The following is a 21,791-nucleotide window of genomic DNA, read 5'->3' as shown; positions in this document are numbered from 1 at the left end:
GCAGGCCGTCAGGCCCCGTGCCCGATGAGCCCGCTTCGAATGCGTCGCCGGCTGGCTTTATCCCCCCAAGGAGGAGGTGCCCGTGAGCCACAGTTCCATGACCCAGGGTCTGCTGATCGCGGAGAACGCCGGCTGATTTCGGCGCCTGTTTCCTGATCAATCGGTTCCGCGCCAGAGCGGACCCGGCGAACGCCCCCGTTGCCGCGCTCACCAGCCCGGCGGCGGGGGCATCGTTCTTGGGGCCCCGTTCAATCAGTCGGGTCTGCGATCGAGCTGACCCTGGATCGAGCCGATCAGCTCCTGGAGCTGGCGCCGAGCTGGCTGCACATCGGGTGCGTTCCGTTGCAGCAGCACCACCCCATCGGCGAAGGCCCGCACCCCGTAGGGCTCAGGCAGGGAGCTCAGCGCCTCGAGGCTGTTCTCCAGGGCTTCACGATCGCTGGGGAAAGCCACCGCGTAGCGACGCAACCAATCGAAGTCGATGGCGATCCAGTCGGCGGCCCGGCTGCTGCCCTGGCGGTCGCGGTAGACCACCCCGTTCGGGAAGCGGATCAGCACCGATCTCTGGGCAAGGTGGGGAATCAGGGGGGTCGTGGCGGCCACGCTGGCGCCCTCGGGGATCAGACCGAGCAGCTCCCGGGCGCTGGTTCCGTGGCTCCACTGGCGCGCCGGCGAGCTGTACACCCAGGGATCGACGCTGTCGGGAATCAGGAACGAGAGGCTGCGGTTGGGGTTGGCCAGCAGGGTGAACAGCAGCGAGAGCGCGATGCAGCCGGTCCAGACCCGCCGCAGGCGCCTTTGGGCAAAAGCCTGGGGATGGCGGCTCCACCACTCGATCGCCCCGGCGAACAGCCCCGGCACCACCAGCAGCGCGTAGCGGAGGTTGATCGAGAGGGGGTTGTTCGATCCCTGCGCCAGCAGCAGACCCAGCAGCGGCACGCCCATCAGCAGCCAGCTGTCGAGGCTGATCAGCGGCACCAGCATCAGGGGCAGACCCTGGGCCAGCAGGTAGCGCAGGGTCTCTCCTGGCGGCCAGATCAGCTCCCGCAGAAGCACCAACGGCTGCCTGAGCGCCTTGTGCAGCACCTCCAGGCTGCTGGCCTGCTCCGCGTCACCGATGTACTGGCCGAAGTTCTCCACCATGAAGCGGCGGGAGTTGTCGTCGCTGAACAGCGGCATCAGCACGTTGGTGACCAGCAGCACCCAGCCCAGTCCCAGCGCGGTCAGCCCCAGGGCCAGGGGCCAGCGCTGGCGCTGACGCACCAGGATCCAGAGGCTGACTCCCACCAGCAGCACACCGGTGTCTTCCCGGATCATCGGCACCGCCACAGCCGCCACCGCCACCAGCCACCCGTTGCGGCGCTGCAGCCCGTACCAGAGCAGCAGGACCGCCAGGGGCAGCTGGGCGAGGTCGGTGAAGTTCCCCCAGGTAGGGCCGATCACCGCATTGGCGCCGAAGAAGCTGCAGGCCAGGAAGGCGGCCAGCCAGGGATCGTCCAGCCGCTCCCGGGCGATTCGGTGCAGCACCAGCCCGGCGGCTGTCATCAGGCCCACCTGCACCAGCGGCAGGGCCCAGATCCCCAGAAGCCCCACCAGGGGGACCCAGAGCAGCAGGGCCGGGGTGAAGTGCTGGCCCAGGCGGTGATAGCCCAGGGATGGAGGCTCCCCGGCGTGGATGACGTTGGTGGAGAGCTGGGAAGAGAGGGTGCTCTCGAAGGGATGGCCGTGCAGGCCGCTCCAGATCGTCTGCAGAAAAATGCCCTGGTCGTAGGAGGCGCTGAGCACCTGCAGCCGCCACCACTGCAGCAACAGCCCCGTCAGCGCGAACAGCACCGCCGCCACCAGGACCACCCTCTCGGCCCGAAACTCCTCAGGGGGCTTCGGCGGCAGGGTCCGTGTCTCCTCCTGTGCAGATCCAGCGTTGCCAGCTGTCGCCACCGCGGGCCTCCAGGTCACAGCTGGCATCCTGAAGCCGCAGGCGCCTGGGGTTGCCGGCCTCGAGCCTGCCGATGCCGTCGGATGGGCGCAGCAGCACCCTGAAACGCTTCGGCCAGTGGTCGCGGGGGCTGTCGGGCAGGTTGAAGAGCTCCCGCTCGGCATACCAGCGCAGGCTGGGGCGCTGCCCCTGGTTGCCGGGCATGTGGATCGGCAGCTCGGCCGAGGAGCCGCCATCCCCGGCGCTTCGGGCCAGCTCAGCGGCGGGCAGCACCGACCAGGTTTCGTTGAGCTCCCAGTTCCAGAACGGGCTCAGCACAAACAGCAGCAGCGATGTGCTCCAGCCCAGCAGCAGCAGTGCCAACCCCAGCCGTCGTCGGCCCTGGGCCGGCCGGCTCAGGTTGATCCCCCCGAGCAGCAGCCCCAGCCCCGCCGGCAGGGGCAGCCAGCGCAGCGTCGATGGCGCCAGCAGGGACGCCACCAGCAGCAGCCCCCCCAAAGCGGCCCAGAACCAGGGCAGCGGCCTCAGCAGGCGCCGGGGGCGGGGTGCCTCCACCAGCCGGGCCAGGACCGGTCCGCAGATCAGGCAGAAGGGTGGCCAGAGCAGCAGGCTGTACCAGGGCAGCTGGGTCTTCATCGGCAGCACGGTGAGGGTGGCGGCCAGGCTCAGGCCCAGGCTCCAGCGCCCCGCCGGTTGCCGCCGTTCCCGCCAGGCCAGCCCCAGACCGATCGGCCAGAGGGGAAGCCAGGGCCACCCCCCCTCCAGCACCTCCAGCAGCGGCTCGAGCGGACCGCCGTGGTGCTCCTCCACTGTGGTGGTGAAACGCAGCAGCCCCTGGCCGCCCCACATCAGCAGGGCCTCCGGGCCCCGTTGCAGCCCATGCCAGCCGTGCCAGGCCAGGCCGAGTGACAGCCCGAGGCCCAGGCCCAGGCCCAGGCGCAGCCAGGCGCGCCGATCCAGATCACGATCGAGCCAGCGCAGCAGCAGCCCCGTGGCCAGCACCGGCACCACCACCGGAGCCTTCAGCAGCAGCAGGGCACTGCCCCCGGCCCCAGCGATCAGCCCCCCCGAGAGGGCCGCCCGAGGCCGGGGCCCAGCCAGCAGCAGGCCCAGCCAGAGCAGGGCCATCGCGGTGAGCTGGGCCCCATCGAGCATGGCCAGCCGGCCGTGGCGGACCAGGGGCATCAGGGTGAGGGCAATGGCCGCCGCCCCCACGGCGGCCTGGGGCTGGCTGGGCCGCAGCCGCAGCTGGATGGCGCCGATCAGCGGCACCAGCAGACTCGAAACCAGGGCCGGCGCCAGCCGGATCACCCACTCTGGGGGCAGGGCGGTGGCCTCGCCGCTGAGGTCGCGCCAGAGCTGGATCACCCCCGCGATCAGCCAGTGCAGCCCTGGAGGCTTGTTCAGATAGGTGGATCCCCAGAACGTCGGCAGCAGGGTGTCTGGCCAGGGAGCCTGGCTGGTCTCCAGGGCCACACGCGCCACGATGCCCTCGTCCCAATCGCGCAGGGGCAGATTGCCCAGGCCGGCCAGTGCCAGCACCAGGGCCACGGCCCAGAGCCCGAGCAGCAGGCGGCTCACCCTCATCGCTGCTCCTTCTTGAGCTGATCGGTCACCCTGCGGGTGGCCTGGGGGACCGAACGGAAGGCCCGCTGAAGGCTGAAGGGATCGGCCAGCAGGGCGCCGCTCACATCGGCGAGGGCGTTGAGTACCGGCTCCTGATGGCCACGGGTGGCGGCGCTGGCCACGGCATGGGCGCGCCAGGGATTCCAGCCGGCCAGCAGCACCACGCTGCGGTAGGCCGGCGGCCAGGGGTTGGCCGGCTCCAGGATCTGCAGGCGGGCGAACCACTGATCCGCTTGGTGCGGGCGGTTGCGCAGCACGGCAAGCAGCGCCAGCGCCCAGAGGGCTTCACGATCACTGGGATCGGAACGCAGCCGCTGCTCGGCCCAGTCGATCACCCGCCTCTGATACTCCCAGTGGCCATCGAGCTGGTGCTGGGGGCCGATGGCCTCGAACACCGGCGCCAGACCGGCAGGACCTCGCTCCAGGCCAGAGGCCAGCTCGATGAAGCGGCCATCGAAGCGGGCCGTGGCGGCTACAGGCCGGCGGCGGGTCCACAGCTCAACGGGTTCGCCGTCGCTCCAGGGCCAGCGGCCCACCAGCCGGAAGCGGGGGTCCTGGCGAATCTCTCTGGCCAGCTCCCGTGAGGCTTCCCGCCGCATGCCTGCCTCGCCGGTGGTGAGCAGGATCCACTCCGCCTGATCCAGCACCAGCTGCCGCTCCCTGGGCTGCCGGCCGAGCTGGCGGGCCACGATCTGTCCCCCCCGGGCGCGACCGAACACCGTGGCGGTGTGCTCGTTGAGCTCGGCGGCATTGGGGAGCACCACCAGGGTGCGGGGCTGATCACCCACCTGCTGGCGCATGGCGTCCATCACGGCTGGCAGGGGTGAGCGGGGCTGCCAGCGGATCTCGCCGGCCTGGGCGGCCACCGTGCTGCCCGCACTGGCCGCCAGCCCCGCGGCCAGGGCACCCCAGCTGGCACGCCCCCAGCCCTGCCTGCGCAGGGCCTGTCCCAGCTGCCACCATCCCCAGCTCAGCAGCAGCACCAGCAGGGGCAGCACCGGAGTGATGTAGCGGGGGTCCTTGTTGGGGCTGAGGGTGGTGAACAGCCAGCCACTGACGCTGCAGCCGACCAACCAGCTCCAGCCCCAGCCACCCTGAGCCTGGCTCGCCTGATCGGCTGGCTGCTGCCGCAGTAATCCCCGGCGGCGCCAGGCGGCGCGCAGGGCCAGCAGCGCGCCTGCCACGGCTGGGAGGCTGTTGACCAGCCCGAGCTGCCGGGGCCAGAGCCTGGGATACCAGAGCAGGCTGGCGAGGCTGAACGGCGCTGGGTCCCCCTCCTGGGCGGCCGACTCCAGCACCGCCCGGTTGGTGCCGCCGATGGTGGTGATCCAGTTGTGCTGCAGCCAGGGGAGCACCAGGGCGAGCACCATCACCAGGGCGGCCAGCGCCTGCCAGCGCCGCTGTGCGCGCCCCAGACCCCGGAGCGCCACCCACAGGGCCGGGGGGAGGAGCACCAGCAAAGCGCTCTGCTTCACCAGCACAGCCGCCGCTAGCGCCAGCGCCGCGGCCGCGGCTTGCCCCCAGCGCCCCCCCCTGGGCTCAGGAGCCGCCCAGCGCCCCAGCAGCCAGAGGGCCAGCACGCTGGTGGCGGCGAGGGGAAGATCGAGGGTGAAATCCAGCCGCAGGCTCACCAGGGCCGGGGTGGTGCTGGTGAGGACCCCTGCCAGCAGGCCGAAACCCGGTGATACCAATTGGCGTCCCCAGCAGGCCACGCTCACCAGCAGCAACCCCTGCCAGAGCGCCAGGGCCGTGCTGGCCTGATCGGGGCTGTCGCCAGCGAAGGCGATCACCGAGCCATTCACCAGGCTCGCCAGCGGTGGCACCTTCGGGGAGAGATCCAGCAGCGCCGGCCATCCCCGCCAGCCCCCGCCCGGCAGCAGCCCCAGGGCCCGGCCATGGTCCACTGCACTGTTGAGATAGTCGGCCTGGTCCCAGCTCGGCAGCCGCTGATCGAGATGCAGCCAGAGCCGGTCGGCCAGGCATCCCGCCAGCCAGAGGGCCGCCAGGGCCAGCCACCACAGCCATGGGCGTTGGGACCGGGTCTTCAGGGCCGTGGCGGCGGTTGGGGCAAGTCTGGACCAGGCCCCGTCACCCCAGCCGTTGTGCGTTCTGTCACATCTGCCCGGGCCAGCCCGACGGCTGGGGGTGATTCTTCATGCAGGCGCATCGCGCCAACTTGTGTGAGGACCCCATGAAATTCTTCCGGCAATTGCTGCTGGCACCTGTCGCCCTCGGACTGATGGCCCCCGTGGCCGCCACCGCCGGCGAAATGAACCTGGACGGCATCAACCAGTACGCCGCCTCCGAGGATCAGGTCACCAGCATCACTCAATTTTCTGACGTGCAGCCCACCGAGTGGGCCTACCAGGCGCTCTCGAACCTGATCGAGCGCTACGGCTGCGTCGCTGGCTATCCCGATGGCACCTTCCGTGGCAAGAAGCCGCTGAGCCGCTGGGAAGCCGCCGCTCTGCTCAACGCCTGCCTCGATCGGATCACCGAAGTGACCGACGAGCTGCGCCGTCTGCTCAAGGAGTTCGAGAAGGAACTCGCCATCCTGCGCGGCCGCGTCGACAACCTCGAGGCCAAGGTCGGTGAGCTGGAAGCGAACCAGTTCTCCACCACCACCAAGCTGCGTGGTGTGGCCACCTTCACCATCGGCGCCAACAGCTTCAGCGGAGACGCCCGCGCCACCCTGGGTGAATCCATCCTCAACGGCGGCAAAGTGGCCCCCGGTGAGAGGTTCGCTTCCGCCGCCGCCGCCCAGCAGGGCGCAACCGCGTTCAACTACAACCTCGACCTCTACCTCGACACCAGCTTCACCGGCAAGGACCTGCTGCGCACCCGCCTGCGGGCCGGCAACTTCGGCTCCAGCCCCTGGGGTGCCGCCAATCCTGACAACCTGGTGGGCCTGAACGCCTTCGAGGTGGCTTTCGAGGGTGGCAGCGGAGCTGATTCCGTCGAAGTCAACCGCCTCTTCTACCAGTTCCCCCTGGGCAAGAACTTCACTGCAACGGTGGGTGGCAAGGTCCGTCAAGACGACATGCTGGCCTTCTGGCCCAGCGTGTACCCCGCTGACACCGTCCTCGACATCTTCACCTACGGCGGCGCTCCCGGTGCCTACCCCCTGACCCTCGGCTCCGGTGGTGGTCTCTGGTGGAAGAGCGGCGGCTTCAGCATCAGCGCCAACTACGTGGCCGCCAATGGCAACGTGGGTAATCCCAACGTGGGTGGCATCGGCACTGATGGTTCCGCCCAGACCGGAACCGCCCAGATCGCCTGGAACAACGAGAACTTCGGTATCGCTGCCGCCTACACCTACACCACCCCACAGGGTGGTCTGGCTGGCCTCTACGGCGGTAACGGCACTCCCCTGGCCAACCTCGGGTATGCCCTCTCCGACAGTGTCAACTCCGTTGGCATCAGCGGCTACTGGCAGCCTTCCAACTCCGGTTGGCTCCCCTCGATCAGCACCGGTTGGGGTCTCAACGCCCACAGCTCCGACACCTTCGATCAGATCGACGGTGCCCAGAGCCAGTCCTGGTACGTGGGTCTGCAGTGGTCCGACGTCTTCATCAAGGGCAATTCCGCCGGTATGGCCGTCGGTCAGGCCACCTTCCTGACCAAGTCGGGTGATGAAGACATCCTCAAGCCCAACGACGGCAACTATGCCTGGGAGTGGTGGTACAAGTTCCAGGTTACCGACAACATCTCGGTCACCCCTGCGATCTTCTACCTGAGTGTTCCTCAGGGCCAGTTCCAGAAAGCCAACAGCGACACCTTCGACAACTTCGGTGGCCTGGTCAAGACCACCTTCAAGTTCTGATCGTTCCTGATCGCTTGATCGGCTTCGGCTGATCTCTTCTCCAGCCAGATCACTCCTCACACACCTCGATCTGGCTGGTTTTTTGATTTCTGAATCAGTTCTGGTCCTCTCCAGGCTGTTCTCTTTATGCCGTGGCTCCGTCCACGGCTTTTTTGTGATCTTTCACGCGCTGCTGGCTTTCCGAACGAGACACTTACAGGCTTGAAACACCTTGCAGGGGAAGTCGGGTGACCAAACCAATGTGACCGCCGACACCTGCTGATGTGCTCGTGGGCGAGGGGTGGAATCCTGCATTTCGATACAGTCTGTAAGTGTCCTTTTGGGCCATCCCTCAATTGGTGTGAGGATCAAATGAAATTATTCCAGCGTCTGCTGCTGGCTCCAGTCGCCCTAGGGCTGGCAGCCCCCCTGGCCGCTTCGGCCAGTGATCTCAATCTTGCCGAAATCAACAAGTATTCCGGCAACAGGAAGGACCAGGTGACCAGCATCACCCAGTTCTCTGATGTTCAGCCCACTGAGTGGGCCTATCAGGCACTCTCGAACCTGATCGAGCGCTACGGTTGCGTCGCCGGTTATCCCGACGGCACCTTCCGCGGCAAGAAGCCCCTGAGCCGCTGGGAAGCCGCCGCTCTGCTCAACGCCTGCCTCGATCGGATCACCGAAGTGACCGACGAGCTGCGTCGTCTGCTCAAGGAGTTCGAGAAGGAACTTGCCATCCTGCGCGGCCGTGTGGATCGCCTTGAAGCCAAGGTTGGTGAATTGGAGGCGACCCAGTTCTCCACCACCACCAAACTTCAGGGTCAGGCCACCTTCGTTGTAGGCGCTGTCAATGCCAGCGGTGATCGCCCCGGTGCCGGTGTCTTCGGTTCGTCGCCCACTTTTGGCAGCCGTGATGCTGCTGAAAAGTACAACGCTCAGTACGGCGCCACCACCTTCAACTACGACCTCCGGCTGAACCTGCTCACCAGCTTCACCGGCAAGGACCTCCTCTATACCCGTCTGCGTTCCGGTAACTTCGATAACGCGTTCAGCGGCAATGGCGTGAATCTCACGGCCCTGGATGTGGCGAGCGGCGGCATTGGCGGAACCGACTCCATCGGAATTGATCGTCTTTACTATCGCTTCCCTGTGGGTCGCGATTTCACCTTCATTGTTGGTCCCAAGGCCAGGAATACGGAGTCGGTCGCTGTCACCCCGTCGCTGTATGGCAGCGGAAACGGTGACAAGATCCTTGATGTCTTCCAGCTCTGGGGCGCCCCCGGCGTTTACAACAAAGCCACCGGTGCCTTGGGCGCTGTGATCTGGAAGCAGAATGTGGAGAAGGGCCGTGGTCGGTTCAGTGCCTCCGCCAGCTATGTGGCTCAGCAAGGCAGTTCCGGTCAGGCGTTTGATGGTAACGAGAACGTCTGCTCGAGCAGCGAAGGCGGCATCGGCACCGATTGTGCCCGCGGCAACTTCCTGGCTCAGCTGAACTACACGGCTCCCCAGTGGAACGTGTCGTTGGCTTATCGTTATGGTCAGAAGGCCACTAACTTCCGTCGTGGCACCAACTTCGTGGCCAGCAACAGCTGGTTCCTGGTGGATGGTGAGTCGAACAACTTCGCCGCCAACGCCTATTGGCAACCCAAGACCAGTGGCTGGATCCCTTCGATCAGCCTCGGCTGGGGCATCAACAGTCTCTCCAGCAATGGGAACAACACCGATGGGGTTGAGTACGTCGACCCCTACGTGAGCACGAGCCAGAGCTGGTTCGTCGGCCTGCAGTGGAACGATTTGTTCGCCAAGGGCAACGCTGCCGGTATGGCTGTCGGTCAGCCCGTCTTCGCCACGGCTCTCTCCCGCGGCAGCGACGACTCCGGCAACACCACCCCCGCCGATGGCAACTACGTCTGGGAGTGGTGGTACAAGTTCCAGGTCACCGACAACATTGCCGTGACCCCGGCGATCTTCTACCTGAGCCGTCCCCTGGGTCAGCTCACCGGCTACGACAACAGCTTCAGCAACTTCGGCGGTCTCGTGCAGACCACCTTCAAGTTCTGAGCCTGCTGCTCTAGTTCGTTCAAGCCCTCACACACCACCGCCCCCGTCAGGGGGCTTTTTCATGGCTGGTGCCCTTGCCATGATGGCTCCAGCCGCCATCACCCCCCTTGAAGGCAGCCTTGGCCAGCAGCGATTTCTATGCCGTCCTGGGCGTGCCAGCCACGGCGGGGGCGGATGCGATCAAGGCCGCGTACCGAGCCCTGGTCAAGCGGCACCATCCCGATGCCGGGGGGGACGACACCGCAATCCTGGCGATCAATGCCGCCTGGGCGGTTCTGGGGGATGGCGAACGCCGCCGCACCTATGACCTCAGCCGGCAACCCTCAGCCCGGAGCAGGCGGGGTGGCTCGAGCGTCGCCACACCAGCCCATCGCGGCGTCGACCGTGACGGGGCCCTGCTGGGCTGGTTGCAGCAGGTCTATGGGCCGATCGATCGATTGCTTGCCCAGGTGATCAACCCCTTTCCCAGCCAGTTGCGCTCTCTGGCCGCCGATCCCTACGACGACAGCCTGATGGAGGCGTTCTGCGCCTACCTGGAGCAGAGCAAAAGCCGAATGGACAGGGTTGAGGCCCTCTACCGCTCGCTCCCTTGCCCGAGCGAAGCCCGGGGGTTTGGCCTCAGCCTCTACCACTGCCTCAGCCAGGTGCAGGACGCCCTGCTGGAGCTGGAGCGCTACACCATGGGCTACGTCGACAGCTACCTGCACGATGGCCGAGAGATGCTGCGGGAGGCCAAACAGCGGCGCAGTCGCCTCAAGGAGGAGCGCCGCCGCCTCGATCTCTGAATACGAGCCGAGATCCGATGATGACTGGATCGGCCTTCAGCAGGCCTCGAGCTGATCGAGCCTCAGCCACACGTCCGGCACCGGCAGGCGCCAGCGCAACTGGGCGTAGTCACCGTTGAGGGCCAGCACTTCGCCGGGGCCTTCGAACAGATAGTCGGGGGGAGTGGGATCGCTTGCGGCCGCTTCAAGACTGCCCAGGTAGGCGCTCTTGCTGACCTTCACCAGGGTGCCTTTCTTGATGGGAGTGGCCTTGAGGGCGGTGGCATCCGTTGGGATCTGGGCCATGGACAGTCGTCACTGCTCTGAGTTCACGCTAGGTCCTGCCGGGCGGCCTGGGGCCCCCCTTAGCCTCGGGGATGGTGTGTGTTGCCTGGGCCCGTGAGACTGCTGCTGCTGGGATGTACGGGGTTCGTGGGGCGCGAGCTGGTGCCCCTCCTGCTCGCTCGGGGGCACCAGCTGGTGGTGGTGAGCCGCCAGAGTCAGCCCCTGGCGGGGCTGGAGCACCCGGGCCTGCGGCGAATCCAGGCGGATCCGGCCCAGGCGGCCCCCTGGCACGAGCCTGCCCTGCTCGCTGCGGTGGCCGAGGCGGAGGGGGTGGTGAATCTGGCCGGGGAGCCGATCGCGGAGAAGCGCTGGAGCGAGGAGCAGCGGCGCAGGCTGATCGACAGCCGCCTGGACAGCACCAGGGCTCTGGTGGAGGCGCTCCGGGCCCATCCCCGGCCCGGCCGGGTGCTGGTGAGCGGCTCCGCCGTGGGGTATTACGGCAGCAGCGAGGACGCCTGCTTCAGTGAGTCCAGCCCTGCGGCGTCTGATCTCCTTGGCCAGCTCTGCCGCGAGTGGGAGGCGGCTGCCGATCAGGCTCCCGCCGACTGCCGGGTGGTGAAGCTGCGGATCGGCATCGTGCTCGGCCCCGATGGGGGAGCCCTCGGCAAGATGTTGCCGGTGTTCCGCGCGGGCCTGGGCGGTCCGATCGGCTCCGGCCGCCAGTGGATGAGCTGGATTCAACGCAGCGACCTCTGCGTGCTGATTGCCACCGCCCTGGAGACCCCGGCCTACGAGGGGGTGTACAACGCCGTGGCTCCCCAGCCCATGCGCATGGGCCCTTTCGCAGCTGCCCTTGGCCGGGTGCTGAAGCGTCCCAGCCTGCTGCCGGTGCCCGCGCCGGTGCTTCAGTTGATGCTCGGGGACGGAGCCGCGGTGGTGCTGGAAGGCCAGCAGGTGGTCTCTGAGCGGCTGGAGCCCCAGGGCTTCACTTTTCGCTACCCCGATCTCGACTCAGCCCTTGCCGCTGCCACCAGCCCAGCAGCCCACTGACCAGGGCAGCCGCCATCAGCAGGCCGATCGCCGGTGTGAACAGAGGATCCCAGAGCCGCTGCAGCAGCTGCAGTGGAGCCTCCACATGCTGGCTGTGCAGGGCCACCGCCAGGGCGAACCAGATCGCCCCCGCGATCACCAGGAAGACATCGATCACCAGCACGGTGTCGATCCAGCGCTTCAACCGCGGCGCCAGGGCTTCAGCGCTGACGGCATCACTGGAGCGGGGCTGAGGGGGCATCGAGGGCCTGCAGGATCTGCCCGGCCATCCTGGCGGCCCCCCCGGGACCACCGATGCGCTCGAGGCCGTTGCGCCGGCAGCGCTCCCCCAGATCGGTGTGCCGCAGCTGGCGCAGCACCTCGCCCACCAGTTCGGCGGTGCCGGCCAGGCTGCGTTCCGAGCCCGGTTCCCCCTCGGCACTGAACAGCGAGGGCCCCAGCAGCCGCCGTTGAGCTTCGGCGAAATTGGGGCTGAACTGGGGGCCGCCCCCCGCCAGCTGAACCACGGGTTTTCCCAGGCCCACGGCCTGTTCTGTGGCCGTGCCGGTCATCGCCAGCAGCAGGTCGGCCTGTTGAACCACCGCTGGGAACTCCCCCCAGTGCAGCCTCAGCTCCAGCTCTCCTCGATGCAGACGCCCCTTCGGCTCCAGGCGCCAGCCCAGGGGGCGGCTGAGCCTGGCCACCGTCGCCTCGTCGATGGCTCCCACCAGGGCGGTGTCCAGGTGCAGGCCGCTGCTGGTTTGCAGGCCCGCGGGCAAGCGGGTGAGAACCTGCAACATCAACTCGAAGTTGCGCAGGGCCTCGGGCAGGCGGCTGCCTGGCAGCAGCCCAAGCCGGGGGATGGGTGCCCCGGCCCCTGGCCTGTCGAGGGGAGCTGTCCCCTCCAGGACCCGGTCGAGAAAGGGGTTGCCGAGAAAATCCACAGAGCGTCCGAGCTGGTGGCTGAGGTCCGTGGCCGTGAAGGCGTCGCGGCTGAACACCCGCCGGAAGCGGCCGCTGCGCAAGCAGCTCCCGCAGGGCCAGGGCAGGCGCAGGCGGCCTTCGTAGTGGCTCGAGTAGGCCACCAGGTAGGTGACCACCGGCCGGCGGCTGCACCAGGCCGCCAGAACGGGGATGACATCCCCGACCACCACCACCGCCGCGCAGTGCCGGGCTTCTCTGAAGAACAGCACCAGCTGTCTCAGCAGGTAGGTGGCCTGGCCCTGCACCAGTTCAGTCAGGCGTCCGCCGAGGCTGGTGTAGCCCAGGCCGCCGGTGCTGAATTCCCGGGTGCGCCCCAGCACGGACAGACCTGCCTGGCGGTAGGCACCGCCATGACCGACCAGCGGCAGGGCCACGACCTCCAGCCCCAGCTGCTGTAACTCCTGCCCGATCAGGCTGCCGCTGAGGTCTTCTCCATGGCCATTGCTGAGCAACAGCACCCGCCGGGTGCGATCGCCCATCGGGGTGTCTCCCTGGCTCAACCCTGGAGCCAGGCCTTGACCTTCTCCAGGGACTCCCAGCCCGGGCGCCGCCTGAGCCCATCGGCGATCGATTCGTTCAATTCCTTGGCCAGCTCCGGTGACACGGCGGTGATGCGCAGCACCAGATCGATGTGCTCACGAACCCCTTTAGCGCCCGACTCGAGCATGGCCAGGCAGAGGTTCACCCGCGACTGTGGATCCTGGGGGTTGAGCTTGACCGCCATCCGGGCCGAGCGCAGCGCCGGTTCGGGTTGGTCCTCGAGCAGCTGCAGCCAGGCCAGACAGGTCCAGGCGGCGGAGAGACGGGGAGCCTGGGCCGTGATCGTCAGGAAGTCGTCGATCACGTCAGCGGCAGCGGCCCCCTGCTGATAGCGGCCGATGGCCTGATCGAAGAGGGATTCGGCGGACTTGGAGGTGGCCGTCATCGGCTGCGGCTGCTTAGGGACACCCAGATTCCCACGCTGGAGGCCCGGAACTGGGGAGGTTCAGACCGCGAAGGAGCTGCCGCAGCCGCAGGTCTGGCTGGCATTGGGGTTGGTGAAGTTGAAGCCGCCACCGATCAGGGCCGAGCTGAAATCCAGCTGCATGCCGTAGATGTACAGCAGGCTCTTGGGATCGCTCACCACCCGGAAGCTAGAAGCCCCGTCAGGCTCATAGACGTACAGCTCATCGTCGCCGCGGATCGCGGCGCTGTCGATGAAATCCATGGTGTAGCTCATGCCGCTGCAGCCACCGGAGCGCACCCCCACCCTCAGAAGCTTGTCGTTGCCCTGCTGCTGCATCAGGGCGGCCAGCTGCTTCATGGCCGGTTCGGTGATGCGGATGCCCTTGCCGTCCTTGCCGGTGTGGGTGGCCACCGCTGGGGCGACAACCGCTGTGGTGGCGGCCTCCTGGACCGTGGCGGGGGCATCGGTGGTGGGGCTGCTCATGGGCAAGGACTGGGACAGGTGGAACGGGATATGAGATCACTCTATGGAGGCCTCCCGAACTCTGGTGTCCCGCCGCCGCCAGGGACGGCTCCATAGAGTTGCCGCACGTGAAGGAGTCAAGGGTGCGCGTCGCCATCGTGGGAGCGGGTCTGGCCGGTCTGGCCGCCGCGGTTGATCTCTGTGATGCCGGCCACCAGGTTGACCTCTACGAATCCCGCCCGTTCGTGGGCGGCAAGGTGGGCAGCTGGGTCGATGACGGCGGCAACCACATCGAAATGGGCCTGCACGTTTTTTTCTTCAACTACGCCAATCTGTTTGCGCTGATGCGCAAGGTGGGAGCCTTCGGCAACCTCCTGCCCAAGCAGCACACCCATCTGTTCGTCAACAAGGGCGGAGACCTGCGCGAACTCGACTTCCGCTTCCCGATCGGCGCTCCCTTCAACGGGCTCAAGGCTTTCTTCACCACACCGCAGCTCGACTGGATCGACAAGTTGCGCAATGCCCTGGCCCTGGGCACCAGCCCGATCGTGCGTGGCCTGGTGGACTACGAGGGGGCGATGGGAGTGATCCGCTCCCTCGACCGGATGAGCTTTCGCGACTGGTTTCTCGGCCATGGCGGCAGCGCCCGCAGCGTGGAGCGGATGTGGGATCCGATCGCCTATGCCCTGGGCTTCATCGATTGCGAAGCCATCTCGGCCCGCTGCATGCTCACGATCTTCATGATGTTCGCCTCCAAGACCGAGGCCTCCAAGCTCAATCTGCTCAAGGGCTCGCCGCACCGCTGGCTGCACCAGCCCATCCTCGATTACATCGAAGCTCGCGGGGCCAGGCTGCACCTGCGGCACCGGGTCAGTGAGGTCTGCTTCGACGAGGGGGTGGGGCCAGAGGTCGCTCCCCAGGTCACCGGCCTGAGGCTGGGCACCCCCGATGGCGAGGTCAGCGTCGAGGCCGACGCCTACCTGGCGGCCTGTGACGTGCCCGGCATCCAGCGTCTGCTGCCGCCCTCCTGGCGCCGCTATGCCCAGTTCGAGAACATTTACCGGCTGGAGGCGGTGCCGGTGGCCACGGTGCAGCTGCGCTACGACGGCTGGGTGACCGAGCTGGGGGAGGGCGAGGCCCACGCCGCCGCCCGCCGCGATCTCAGCACGGCGAGTGGACTGGACAACCTGCTGTACACCGCCGACGCCGATTTCAGCTGCTTCACCGACCTTGCCCTGGCCAGCCCGGCCGACTACCGGCGCGAGGGGGAGGGTTCCCTGCTGCAGTGCGTGCTCACCCCGGGTGACCCCTGGATTCCACGCCGGAACGACGAGATCGCCGCCCTGGTGGACGCCCAGGTGCGTGAGCTGTTCCCCTCGGCCCGCGGCCTCAAGCTGATCTGGAGCAACGTGGTCAAACTGGCTCAGTCGCTGTATCGCGAGGCCCCTGGCATGGAACCGTTCCGTCCGGAGCAGCGCACGCCGGTGGCCAATTTCTTCCTGGCCGGCAGCTACACCCGCCAGGATTACATTGATTCAATGGAAGGGGCCACCATGAGCGGACGTTTGGCGGCCGCCGCCATCCTGGATCAACCGGTGCGGCTCGCCTCTGTTGCCGCCGTGGCCTGATCAGCATGGGACGTTGGCTCGAGCACAGTGTGACCACGGAGATCCATGCGCCGGTGGATCGGGTCTGGGAGGTCTGGAGCGACCTCGAGGCGATGCCGCGCTGGATGCGCTGGATCGAGTCGGTGGTCACCCTGGATGACCCGGATCTCACCGACTGGACCCTGGCCGCCCAGGGGTTTCGCTTCCACTGGAAGGCCCGCATCTCCCACCGCGTCGAAGCCCAGCAGTTGCACTGGGAATCGGTGGGGGGCCTGCCCACCAAGGGGGCCGTGCGGTTCTACCCCCAATCCGACCAGCTGACGGTTGTCAGGCTGACCGTGAGCTACGAGCTGCCTGGAGCCCTTGCACCCCTGATGGAACCGAGCATCCTTGGAGGCATCGTCACCCGGGAACTCCAGGCCAATCTGGATCGCTTCCGGGACCTTGTGGAGCAGGAGCATGGCCAGCCCTGAGCGGCTGCACGCCGGCATGACCCAGCCGCGAAGCGGAGTGAGCCTCGCCCTTCTGCCGTTGCTGTTCGCCGGCCTGGCTGGCTGTGGAGGAACACCCCCTGCCGACACCGGCGCGGTGCCCACTCCAGTCCCTGTGGCACCTGAAGCAGCCCCAGCCAAACCGAGCAAACCCTCCCCGGCGGCAGCCGCGGTTGCCCAGGCTGGCTTCACCCCGCTGCCCACGGTCCAGCAGGTGGAGGCGGCGATGCCCCCAGGCCGGCTCGACCCCTTCGCGCCGCTGGCCGTCACCAGGGTCGCCAGTGGGCCTCGGGCCATCGTGGTGCAACCCCCGCTCACCTTGCCCGAAGGCTTTCGCTTTCAGGGCGTGATCAGCAGCGGTGGCCGCCCCATGGCTCTCGTTCAGTTCGGCGGTCAGAGCGGTTCCCTGGCCGTTGGCGATGCAGGTGGCCGCACCACCGACCTTCTGCCTGAAGCCTGGGGGGTGGCCTCGATCGATGTGCTGCGCGGCCGACTGACCCTTGTGAGCCGTCAAGGCAAAGCCAAGGGCCAGGTGGTCATCGCCGAGCTCTGAAGCCTCGACACCGAGTTGTCGTGATGCTGACAGCTGCGCAAGGCCCGAGGATTCGGGCTCTCAGCCCCCACCCAGGGCGCGGCCGCAGGCCGCCACCAGGCCCTCCAGGTCATGGGGGTCGGCTTCGGCGTCCACCCGTCCCAGCAGCTCCTGGCAGGTGGCGCTGGTCTGAGGACCGATCGACACAAGGGCGACGGATTCCAGCCGTTCGCGCCAGTTCTCCCCCAGGTCCTGCAGCAGCAGGTGCACGGTGTGGCGCACGGTCTTGCCGCTGGTGAAGGTGATGGCCTCCACCTGCCCCTCGCGCAGGGCGGCGGCGGTGGCCAAGGGCAGATGGGGCGGACAGCGGGACTCGTAGGCAGCGGCCTCCACCACTCGTGTCCCGGCCTCGGCGAAGGCTTCTGCGAGCAGCGTGCGCCCTCCGCTCTGGACCCTGGGCAGCAGCAGGCGCTGCCCCCAGCCCGAGACCGGGAAATGCTCGATCAGGCTGTCGGCCACGAAATTGGGGGGCACGAAATCGGCTGGGGCGCCCAGCTGCTCCAGCCGGGCGGCGGTCTTGCGGCCCACCGCCGCGATCTTGAGGCCGCGGGGGCGATCGCCGAGGTTGCGCCCGATCCGCTGCAACCGCTGCTCCACCGCCTCCACCCCGTTGACGCTGGAGAACACCAGCCAGTGGAAGGCCTCCAGCTCTGCAAGGGCATCATCGAGGGGCCCCCATTCATCGGGAGGGCCGATCACCAGGGCGGGAAGGTCGAGAACCCGGGCACCGGCGCGCTCAAACAAGGCCCGGGCCTCCCCCAGCTGCTGCTCGGCCCGCGTCACCGCCACCACCCGACCTGAGAGCACGGCCACCTCCATCAGTCGTCCAGTCTCACCATCGCCCCGGCCTGTCGCTGCAACTGCTCGGCGGCGCTGGTCTGGCCCTGCTGCCGCAGCAGGGCGATGGCCTGGCGAAAACTGGCGCGGGCGGCGGCGATGTCGCCCGACAGCAGCTGGGCCACCGCCCGGTTCTGGTGGGTTTCGGCATGCTCGGGGGCCAGGGTCAGGGCGGTGTCGTAAGCCTCCAGGGAGCCGCGGATGTTGCCGAGACGGCGGCGGATCAGGCCGAGGTTGTACCAGCCCAGAGCGAGCTCGGGGGCCCCGAGCGTGACGGCTTCCGCCAGCTCGGCGGCCTCGGCCGTGGCGCCCTCCTGCAGCCGCAGGGCCGCCAGGTTCAACCGTGCCGCCACCTGCAGCCGTGGGTCGAGCGGCAGATCCAGGGCCTCCCGGTACAGGGCCGCAGCCCGGGCGGGATGACGGCTGGCCTCGGCCATCGCCAGGTGCAGCAGCAGTTCAAAGCGCTCGGGGTGGGCTCCAGGCGGGCAGCCGGCCAGCCCGGCCTTGAGCAGGGTGATGCCGCGCTTCACGCGCCCCTCGCTGATCTCAAGGCCGCCGAGTTTGGCGCTGGCATAGGCATGGCCGGGGTGGTCCCGCAGCTCCTGCTCCATGGCCCGTCGCAGCTGCCGCGCTTTGCGACCGTCGGCGAGCAGCTCCGGCCGGTAGCCCTCATGGCGGATCGCCGGCTGCTGACAATCGACCACGCGCCAGTGGGGCTCCCTGGTCAGCAGCTCGACCACGCTGTCATCGACCATCGCGTGGTACGGGCGGCTCCAGCGGATCTGCGGGTGACGCCGGAACAGACGACTGACGCTGGAATAGGGCGATTGCAGCGCGCCCACCTCCTGTCGCAGCAGGTTGATCAGCAGCGTGTCGGGATCCGCCATCAGCGCCCGCAGGGGCTCCTTGGCATCCTCCAGCAGTTGCTCGTCGGCATCCAGAACCAGCACCCAGGTGCCCCGGACCCACTCCAGAGCCCGGTTGCGGGCGGGGGCGAAATCCCCCGGCCAGGGGATGTGCTCCACCCGGGCGCCATGGCTTTCGGCCACCTCCACCGTGGCGTCGCTGGAGCCGGTATCCACCACCACCAGTTCATCGGCGAAGCCTGCCACCGATTCCAGGCAGCGGCCGAGGCGTTCGGCCTCGTTGCGCACGATCATCGAGAGGCTGAGCACGGCGGCGGCCCGCATCCGGGCGTGAGGTTAGGGGCAGGCGGACAGGGTTCGAGCTGTGATCCGGCTCAGTCAGTGAAGCCGCCCTCAGCGATGGTGCCGGCGGCCAGGCCGAGGCGGCTGAGCAGGACGGCCTGGGCCAGGGGCATCTGGGCGGGGCTGTAGCCCGCGGGAATTGCGCTGGGAAGCAGGGGCTCAAGGGCCTCCCACAGATACGGACTGCCCAGCACGGTCAGGCCCGCCAAGCGGCCGACCCGCAGGAGTTGTCGGATCACTGCGGGCCAGGGTTCATCGCTTCCGGCGCTGCCGCGGAAGGGATTGCCGCGCACGAACAACTGCAGGAACAGCGGCCCATCCGGCAGGCGCTCCAGAGCGAGGGGTGCATCGGCGTTTTCGCTCCAGGGGCTGGGTCCGCGCGCGTCCAGCAGGCAGCACTGATAGCCGGCTGCGGCAGGCCTCAGCAGGGCCGGGGCCATCGTCGGAAGGAAGGCGCAGTTCAGGCTGTTGTCCAGGCGGACCAGGTTGACCCCTGGCCCCGCCGGCAGGCCCTGGGGGCCGCGGGTGTCCAGACTCATCTCCACCAGCTCCCGCGCCAGGGCCTGATCCTGCGGCGTTTCCAGCTCGCTCAGCTCCTCCAGCGGTGCCAGAGAAGCCGCCGGAGCCTGGGATCCCGCCTCGGACAGAGCCTGTTCGCGCCGGCGCAGGCTCTGGTGCAGCTGCTCCAGCTGCAGGCGCCCGCTGCTGAAGGCCTCCACCAGGCCTTCGATGGCGGCATCGGCATCGGCAGGCATCAGGATCAGATCCGAACCGGCCTCGAAGGCCAGCACGGCGGCCTCCGCCGCCCCCCAGCGGGAGGCGATCGCCTCCATCACCAGCGCGTCGGTGATCACCAGTCCAGTGAATCCCAGCTCCTGCCGCAGCAGCCCCGTGAGCACGGAGCGCGAGAGGGTGGCTGGCCGCAGCGGATCCAGGGCGTCCAGCTGCAGGTGGGCGGTCATCACCGCCGCGCAGCCGGCGGCGATGGCCGCCCGGAAGGGGGGCAGCTCAATGGCCTCCAGCCGCTCCCGCCCATGCGGCAGCCGGGGCAGCTCCAGATGAGAGTCGTCGCTCGTGTCCCCGTGGCCGGGGAAGTGCTTGGCGCAACAGAGCACCCCTTCGGCCTGAGCCCCCTCCAGGAAGGCCACCGCCAGGGCTGCAGCGGTGCCGGCCGTCTCTCCCCAGGCACGCACGTTGATCACCGGGTTGCGGGAGTTGTTGTTGACATCGCAGACGGGAGCGAGCACACCGTTGAGTCCCAGCTGCCGGGCCTGGCGGCCCGTGCAGTGGCCGTAGCGACGGGCCAGGGAGAGGGCTCTTTCCGGATCGCTGCGGTGCAGGCGCCCCACGGCCAGGGGAGGCACCAGCCAGCTGGCCCCCTCGAAGCGCTGCCCCACCCCCTCCTCCACGTCGGCGCAGATCAGCAGGGACTGCTCAGACCAACTCCGCAGTTGCTCGCAGCGCAGGCGCAGTTCCGCGGCACTGCCCCCCAGCAGGATCACGCCTCCCACCCCCTCGGCCAGCAGCCGTTTGAGCGTGGCGTTCTCCAGTTCCCAGCGGGGGTACCGCCGCTGGCCGTCGCCCAGGTGGCCGCTGCCGCGGATCACCAGCAGCTGGGCCACTTGCCGGCGCAGTTCAGCGGCCGGTGGGAGCGGCTCCTGGGCCTGCGGCCAAACCGTCGTCATGGCCCGCTGTCGTCGCCGTCATCGCCGGCTTCAGCGGTGAGGGGCGCTCGTTTTTGGCGCTCCTCCCCCAGTTGGCTGAGCAGACCAAGCACCGAGCTGCCCTTCTGCAGGCCGCGATCGAGCAGGAACTGCACCTCGGGGGTGCGACGCAGATTCAGGCGCCGTGCCAGCTCCCCCTTCACGAAGGGAGCCGCCGATTTCAGGCCAGCCAGGGCCGTCTGGCGGTCCTCGTCAGTGCCGAAGATGCTCACGAAGATCTTGCAGTGCTGCAGGTCCCCGGCCACCTCGACCTGGGTCACGCTGACCATGCCCAGCGACACCCGCTCGTCCTTGATGCCGTTCACCAGGAGCTCACTGATCTCCCGGCGGATCAGGGAGGCCATGCGCTCCACCCGTCGGCCCTGTGCCATGCCTATGCCAGTGGTGCTGGAGTCACCATGGCACGCAGCACCAGGCTCAGGCTGATCATTCCGCTCACCAGGGCCCCCACAAGGGCCACCGCGGTGACCGGATTGCTGCGCCGTTTCGCCAGGGGTTCGAGCACGGAGTTGAACACCCCCAGGCTGAAGGCCACCAGGTAGCGCGGGTAGCGCGTCACGTTGAGGAAGAAGTCCTTCATGGCGCAGTCGGGGCAGTGGATGGCAAGGGGTTGAAAGCAGAGGCAGTGGCGGGGTGCCGCCCACGCCGGTGGAACATGAGGGCTACTCTGCCGCCCAGAGGACCGTGCCGCCGATGCTCGAGCTCCACCAGTTCCGCCATTCCTCCTTCTGCGAGAAGGTGAGGTTGATCCTGGCCGCCAAGGGGCTGGAGTACAGCATCATCGAGGTCACCCCCGGGTTGGGGCAGCTGGAGCTGTTCCGTCTTTCCGGTCAGCGGCAGGTGCCGGTACTGGTGGATGGCGGAGAGGTGATCGCCGATTCCAGCGCCATTGCCCAGCATCTGGAGAGCCAGGTGCCGACCCCTCCCCTGATTCCCGAGGATCCGGCCGATCGGGCCCGGGTGCTTCTGCTCGAAGACTGGGCCGACACCGCCCTGGCTTCTGGGGTGCGTCAGGCCCTGTTGCAGGCGGCCGGTTCGGATTCGGTGATGCGCGGTGCCCTGCTGCCTGAGGCCACCCCCGCGCTGCTTCGTTCGCTGTTGGGGGCTCTGCCCACCGATCTGCTCACCCCCCTGGGCGACACCATCGGCCAGACGGAGCGGCGCCAACTCCAGGCGAACCTCGAGCAGCTGGCGGTGCTGCTGGCGCCGGGCCGCTTTCTCGTGGGTGATCGGCTCTCCCTGGCCGATCTGGCCGTGGCTGCCCAGTTGTCGCTTCTGCTCTTCCCAGCCAGCGCTGGTGCCCCCCTGGCTGGCCGCGGCGTGCCCGGCCTGGCCGACCATCCCCTGCTCACCAGCCTGTTCGCCTGGAGGGATGGCCTCTACCTCTCCCTCGGCCGAGGCGCCGTCAGCGAGCCGGTTTCCCAGCCACCGCTTTGA

21 protein-coding genes are annotated in these 21,791 nt (G+C 68.2%); 8 read left to right on the top strand and 13 right to left on the bottom strand.

Going from position 1 to position 21,791, the window contains the following annotated elements:
• Positions 1 to 252 precede the first annotated feature (252 nt).
• Genes WH5701_RS10315 through WH5701_RS18685 form a run of 3 tightly spaced genes read right to left on the bottom strand, consistent with a single transcriptional unit; the run spans position 253 to position 5,466 of the window.
• Complete coding sequence (locus tag WH5701_RS10315; RefSeq protein WP_232201864.1) at positions 253 to 1,938, bottom strand: DUF2079 domain-containing protein; 1,686 nt, start codon at positions 1,936 to 1,938, stop codon at positions 253 to 255.
• On the bottom strand, positions 1,871 to 3,523 hold the full coding sequence (locus WH5701_RS10310; protein WP_006172242.1) for a glycosyltransferase family 39 protein: 1,653 nt from the start codon (positions 3,521 to 3,523) through the stop codon (positions 1,871 to 1,873). Before WH5701_RS10310 ends, WH5701_RS10315 begins: the two co-directional genes overlap by 68 nt.
• Entirely contained in the window at positions 3,520 to 5,466 is a 1,947-nt protein-coding gene (locus WH5701_RS18685) for a glycosyltransferase family 39 protein (protein ID WP_006172241.1), read from the bottom strand. Before WH5701_RS18685 ends, WH5701_RS10310 begins: the two co-directional genes overlap by 4 nt.
• A gap of 287 nt (positions 5,467 to 5,753) precedes the next feature.
• Between WH5701_RS18685 and WH5701_RS10300 the strand changes: the two genes are divergently transcribed.
• From WH5701_RS10300 to WH5701_RS10290, 3 genes are all read left to right on the top strand, one after another.
• The gene (locus WH5701_RS10300) at positions 5,754 to 7,385 is read left to right on the top strand and encodes an iron uptake porin (protein WP_006172240.1); all 1,632 of its coding nucleotides are present in this window, start codon (positions 5,754 to 5,756) and stop codon (positions 7,383 to 7,385) included.
• 351 nt (positions 7,386 to 7,736) lie between these two features.
• Entirely contained in the window at positions 7,737 to 9,425 is a 1,689-nt protein-coding gene (locus WH5701_RS10295; protein WP_006172239.1) for an iron uptake porin, read from the top strand.
• Between the two features lie 107 nt (positions 9,426 to 9,532).
• Positions 9,533 to 10,210, top strand: coding sequence for a J domain-containing protein (locus WH5701_RS10290; protein ID WP_006172236.1), 678 nt, complete (start codon positions 9,533 to 9,535; stop codon positions 10,208 to 10,210).
• A 36-nt stretch (positions 10,211 to 10,246) separates the two neighbouring features.
• Here WH5701_RS10290 and WH5701_RS10285 read toward each other — a convergent pair whose 3' ends face one another.
• Positions 10,247 to 10,495, bottom strand: coding sequence for an NAD(P)H-quinone oxidoreductase subunit O (locus WH5701_RS10285; RefSeq protein WP_006172235.1), 249 nt, complete (start codon positions 10,493 to 10,495; stop codon positions 10,247 to 10,249).
• Between the two features lie 93 nt (positions 10,496 to 10,588).
• On the opposite strand from WH5701_RS10285, the gene WH5701_RS10280 reads away from it, so the two are divergent.
• Positions 10,589 to 11,524 (top strand): TIGR01777 family oxidoreductase, encoded by a 936-nt coding sequence (locus WH5701_RS10280; RefSeq protein WP_006172234.1) that lies wholly within the window; start codon positions 10,589 to 10,591, stop codon positions 11,522 to 11,524.
• On the opposite strand, the gene WH5701_RS10275 is transcribed toward WH5701_RS10280, so the two are convergent.
• Genes WH5701_RS10275 through WH5701_RS10260 form a run of 4 tightly spaced genes read right to left on the bottom strand, consistent with a single transcriptional unit; the run spans position 11,460 to position 13,916 of the window.
• The gene (locus WH5701_RS10275; RefSeq protein ID WP_006172233.1) at positions 11,460 to 11,765 is read right to left on the bottom strand and encodes a hypothetical protein; all 306 of its coding nucleotides are present in this window, start codon (positions 11,763 to 11,765) and stop codon (positions 11,460 to 11,462) included. The two genes, WH5701_RS10280 and WH5701_RS10275, sit on opposite strands and share 65 nt — an antisense overlap.
• Positions 11,740 to 12,966: a lipid-A-disaccharide synthase-related protein gene (locus WH5701_RS10270; protein ID WP_006172232.1), complete on the bottom strand. Its 1,227-nt coding sequence runs from the start codon at positions 12,964 to 12,966 to the stop codon at positions 11,740 to 11,742. The genes WH5701_RS10275 and WH5701_RS10270 overlap by 26 nt, the downstream gene beginning before the upstream one ends.
• Before the next feature lie 17 nt (positions 12,967 to 12,983).
• Positions 12,984 to 13,412 carry a hypothetical protein gene (locus tag WH5701_RS10265; protein WP_006172231.1) on the bottom strand — a complete coding sequence of 143 codons (429 nt, stop codon included), beginning with the start codon at positions 13,410 to 13,412 and terminating at the stop codon, positions 12,984 to 12,986.
• 60 nt (positions 13,413 to 13,472) lie between these two features.
• The gene (locus WH5701_RS10260; RefSeq protein ID WP_006172230.1) at positions 13,473 to 13,916 is read right to left on the bottom strand and encodes an iron-sulfur cluster assembly accessory protein; all 444 of its coding nucleotides are present in this window, start codon (positions 13,914 to 13,916) and stop codon (positions 13,473 to 13,475) included.
• Between the two features lie 122 nt (positions 13,917 to 14,038).
• On the opposite strand from WH5701_RS10260, the gene zds reads away from it, so the two are divergent.
• The 3 genes from zds to WH5701_RS10245 are packed head-to-tail and all read left to right on the top strand — an operon-like array spanning position 14,039 to position 16,546.
• Complete coding sequence (zds, locus tag WH5701_RS10255; protein ID WP_006172229.1) at positions 14,039 to 15,523, top strand: 9,9'-di-cis-zeta-carotene desaturase; 1,485 nt, start codon at positions 14,039 to 14,041, stop codon at positions 15,521 to 15,523.
• A 5-nt stretch (positions 15,524 to 15,528) separates the two neighbouring features.
• Positions 15,529 to 15,975 carry an SRPBCC family protein gene (locus tag WH5701_RS10250; protein ID WP_006172228.1) on the top strand — a complete coding sequence of 149 codons (447 nt, stop codon included), beginning with the start codon at positions 15,529 to 15,531 and terminating at the stop codon, positions 15,973 to 15,975.
• Positions 15,962 to 16,546 (top strand): hypothetical protein, encoded by a 585-nt coding sequence (locus WH5701_RS10245; protein WP_006172227.1) that lies wholly within the window; start codon positions 15,962 to 15,964, stop codon positions 16,544 to 16,546. Before WH5701_RS10250 ends, WH5701_RS10245 begins: the two co-directional genes overlap by 14 nt.
• A gap of 60 nt (positions 16,547 to 16,606) precedes the next feature.
• Here WH5701_RS10245 and WH5701_RS10240 read toward each other — a convergent pair whose 3' ends face one another.
• Genes WH5701_RS10240 through WH5701_RS10220 form a run of 5 tightly spaced genes read right to left on the bottom strand, consistent with a single transcriptional unit; the run spans position 16,607 to position 20,934 of the window.
• Positions 16,607 to 17,404 (bottom strand): uroporphyrinogen-III synthase, encoded by a 798-nt coding sequence (locus tag WH5701_RS10240; protein ID WP_006172226.1) that lies wholly within the window; start codon positions 17,402 to 17,404, stop codon positions 16,607 to 16,609.
• Positions 17,404 to 18,612 carry a TPR domain-containing glycosyltransferase gene (locus WH5701_RS10235; protein ID WP_006172225.1) on the bottom strand — a complete coding sequence of 403 codons (1,209 nt, stop codon included), beginning with the start codon at positions 18,610 to 18,612 and terminating at the stop codon, positions 17,404 to 17,406. Before WH5701_RS10235 ends, WH5701_RS10240 begins: the two co-directional genes overlap by 1 nt.
• 50 nt (positions 18,613 to 18,662) lie before the next feature.
• Positions 18,663 to 20,315 (bottom strand): glycoside hydrolase family 3 N-terminal domain-containing protein, encoded by a 1,653-nt coding sequence (locus tag WH5701_RS10230; protein ID WP_006172224.1) that lies wholly within the window; start codon positions 20,313 to 20,315, stop codon positions 18,663 to 18,665.
• Complete coding sequence (gene rbfA, locus WH5701_RS10225) at positions 20,312 to 20,725, bottom strand: 30S ribosome-binding factor RbfA (protein WP_037980990.1); 414 nt, start codon at positions 20,723 to 20,725, stop codon at positions 20,312 to 20,314. The genes WH5701_RS10230 and rbfA overlap by 4 nt, the downstream gene beginning before the upstream one ends.
• Before the next feature lie 2 nt (positions 20,726 to 20,727).
• The gene (locus WH5701_RS10220) at positions 20,728 to 20,934 is read right to left on the bottom strand and encodes a DUF751 family protein (protein ID WP_006172222.1); all 207 of its coding nucleotides are present in this window, start codon (positions 20,932 to 20,934) and stop codon (positions 20,728 to 20,730) included.
• Positions 20,935 to 21,047: 113 nt separating this feature from the next.
• On the opposite strand from WH5701_RS10220, the gene WH5701_RS10215 reads away from it, so the two are divergent.
• Positions 21,048 to 21,791 carry a glutathione S-transferase family protein gene (locus WH5701_RS10215; RefSeq protein ID WP_006172221.1) on the top strand — a complete coding sequence of 248 codons (744 nt, stop codon included), beginning with the start codon at positions 21,048 to 21,050 and terminating at the stop codon, positions 21,789 to 21,791.

Origin of the sequence: Synechococcus sp. WH 5701 (genome assembly GCF_000153045.1) — a bacterium.
GTDB classification, from domain to species: Bacteria; Cyanobacteriota; Cyanobacteriia; order PCC-6307; family Cyanobiaceae; genus Regnicoccus_A; species Regnicoccus_A antarcticus.
The sequence above is the reverse complement of the archived record's forward strand: the minus strand, read 5'-3'. Positions and strand labels throughout refer to the sequence as shown.

Excerpts from the sequence above, each read along its gene's own strand:
- WH5701_RS10270 (WP_006172232.1), bottom strand. The coding sequence starts at position 12,966 with ATGGGCGATCGCACCCGGCGGGTGCTGTTGCTCAGCAATGGCCATGGA.
- WH5701_RS10235 (WP_006172225.1), bottom strand. The coding sequence starts at position 18,612 with ATGCGGGCCGCCGCCGTGCTCAGCCTCTCGATGATCGTGCGCAACGAG.
- rbfA (WP_037980990.1), bottom strand. The coding sequence starts at position 20,725 with ATGGCACAGGGCCGACGGGTGGAGCGCATGGCCTCCCTGATCCGCCGG.
- WH5701_RS10230 (WP_006172224.1), bottom strand. The coding sequence starts at position 20,315 with ATGACGACGGTTTGGCCGCAGGCCCAGGAGCCGCTCCCACCGGCCGCT.
- WH5701_RS10240 (WP_006172226.1), bottom strand. The coding sequence starts at position 17,404 with ATGGAGGTGGCCGTGCTCTCAGGTCGGGTGGTGGCGGTGACGCGGGCC.
- WH5701_RS10295 (WP_006172239.1), top strand. The coding sequence starts at position 7,737 with ATGAAATTATTCCAGCGTCTGCTGCTGGCTCCAGTCGCCCTAGGGCTG.
- WH5701_RS10250 (WP_006172228.1), top strand. The coding sequence starts at position 15,529 with ATGGGACGTTGGCTCGAGCACAGTGTGACCACGGAGATCCATGCGCCG.
- WH5701_RS10215 (WP_006172221.1), top strand. The coding sequence starts at position 21,048 with ATGCTCGAGCTCCACCAGTTCCGCCATTCCTCCTTCTGCGAGAAGGTG.
- WH5701_RS10245 (WP_006172227.1), top strand. The coding sequence starts at position 15,962 with ATGGCCAGCCCTGAGCGGCTGCACGCCGGCATGACCCAGCCGCGAAGC.
- WH5701_RS10265 (WP_006172231.1), bottom strand. The coding sequence starts at position 13,412 with ATGACGGCCACCTCCAAGTCCGCCGAATCCCTCTTCGATCAGGCCATC.
- WH5701_RS10275 (WP_006172233.1), bottom strand. The coding sequence starts at position 11,765 with ATGCCCCCTCAGCCCCGCTCCAGTGATGCCGTCAGCGCTGAAGCCCTG.
- WH5701_RS10220 (WP_006172222.1), bottom strand. The coding sequence starts at position 20,934 with ATGAAGGACTTCTTCCTCAACGTGACGCGCTACCCGCGCTACCTGGTG.
- WH5701_RS10260 (WP_006172230.1), bottom strand. The coding sequence starts at position 13,916 with ATGAGCAGCCCCACCACCGATGCCCCCGCCACGGTCCAGGAGGCCGCC.
- WH5701_RS10285 (WP_006172235.1), bottom strand. The coding sequence starts at position 10,495 with ATGGCCCAGATCCCAACGGATGCCACCGCCCTCAAGGCCACTCCCATC.
- WH5701_RS10310 (WP_006172242.1), bottom strand. The coding sequence starts at position 3,523 with ATGAGGGTGAGCCGCCTGCTGCTCGGGCTCTGGGCCGTGGCCCTGGTG.
- WH5701_RS10300 (WP_006172240.1), top strand. The coding sequence starts at position 5,754 with ATGAAATTCTTCCGGCAATTGCTGCTGGCACCTGTCGCCCTCGGACTG.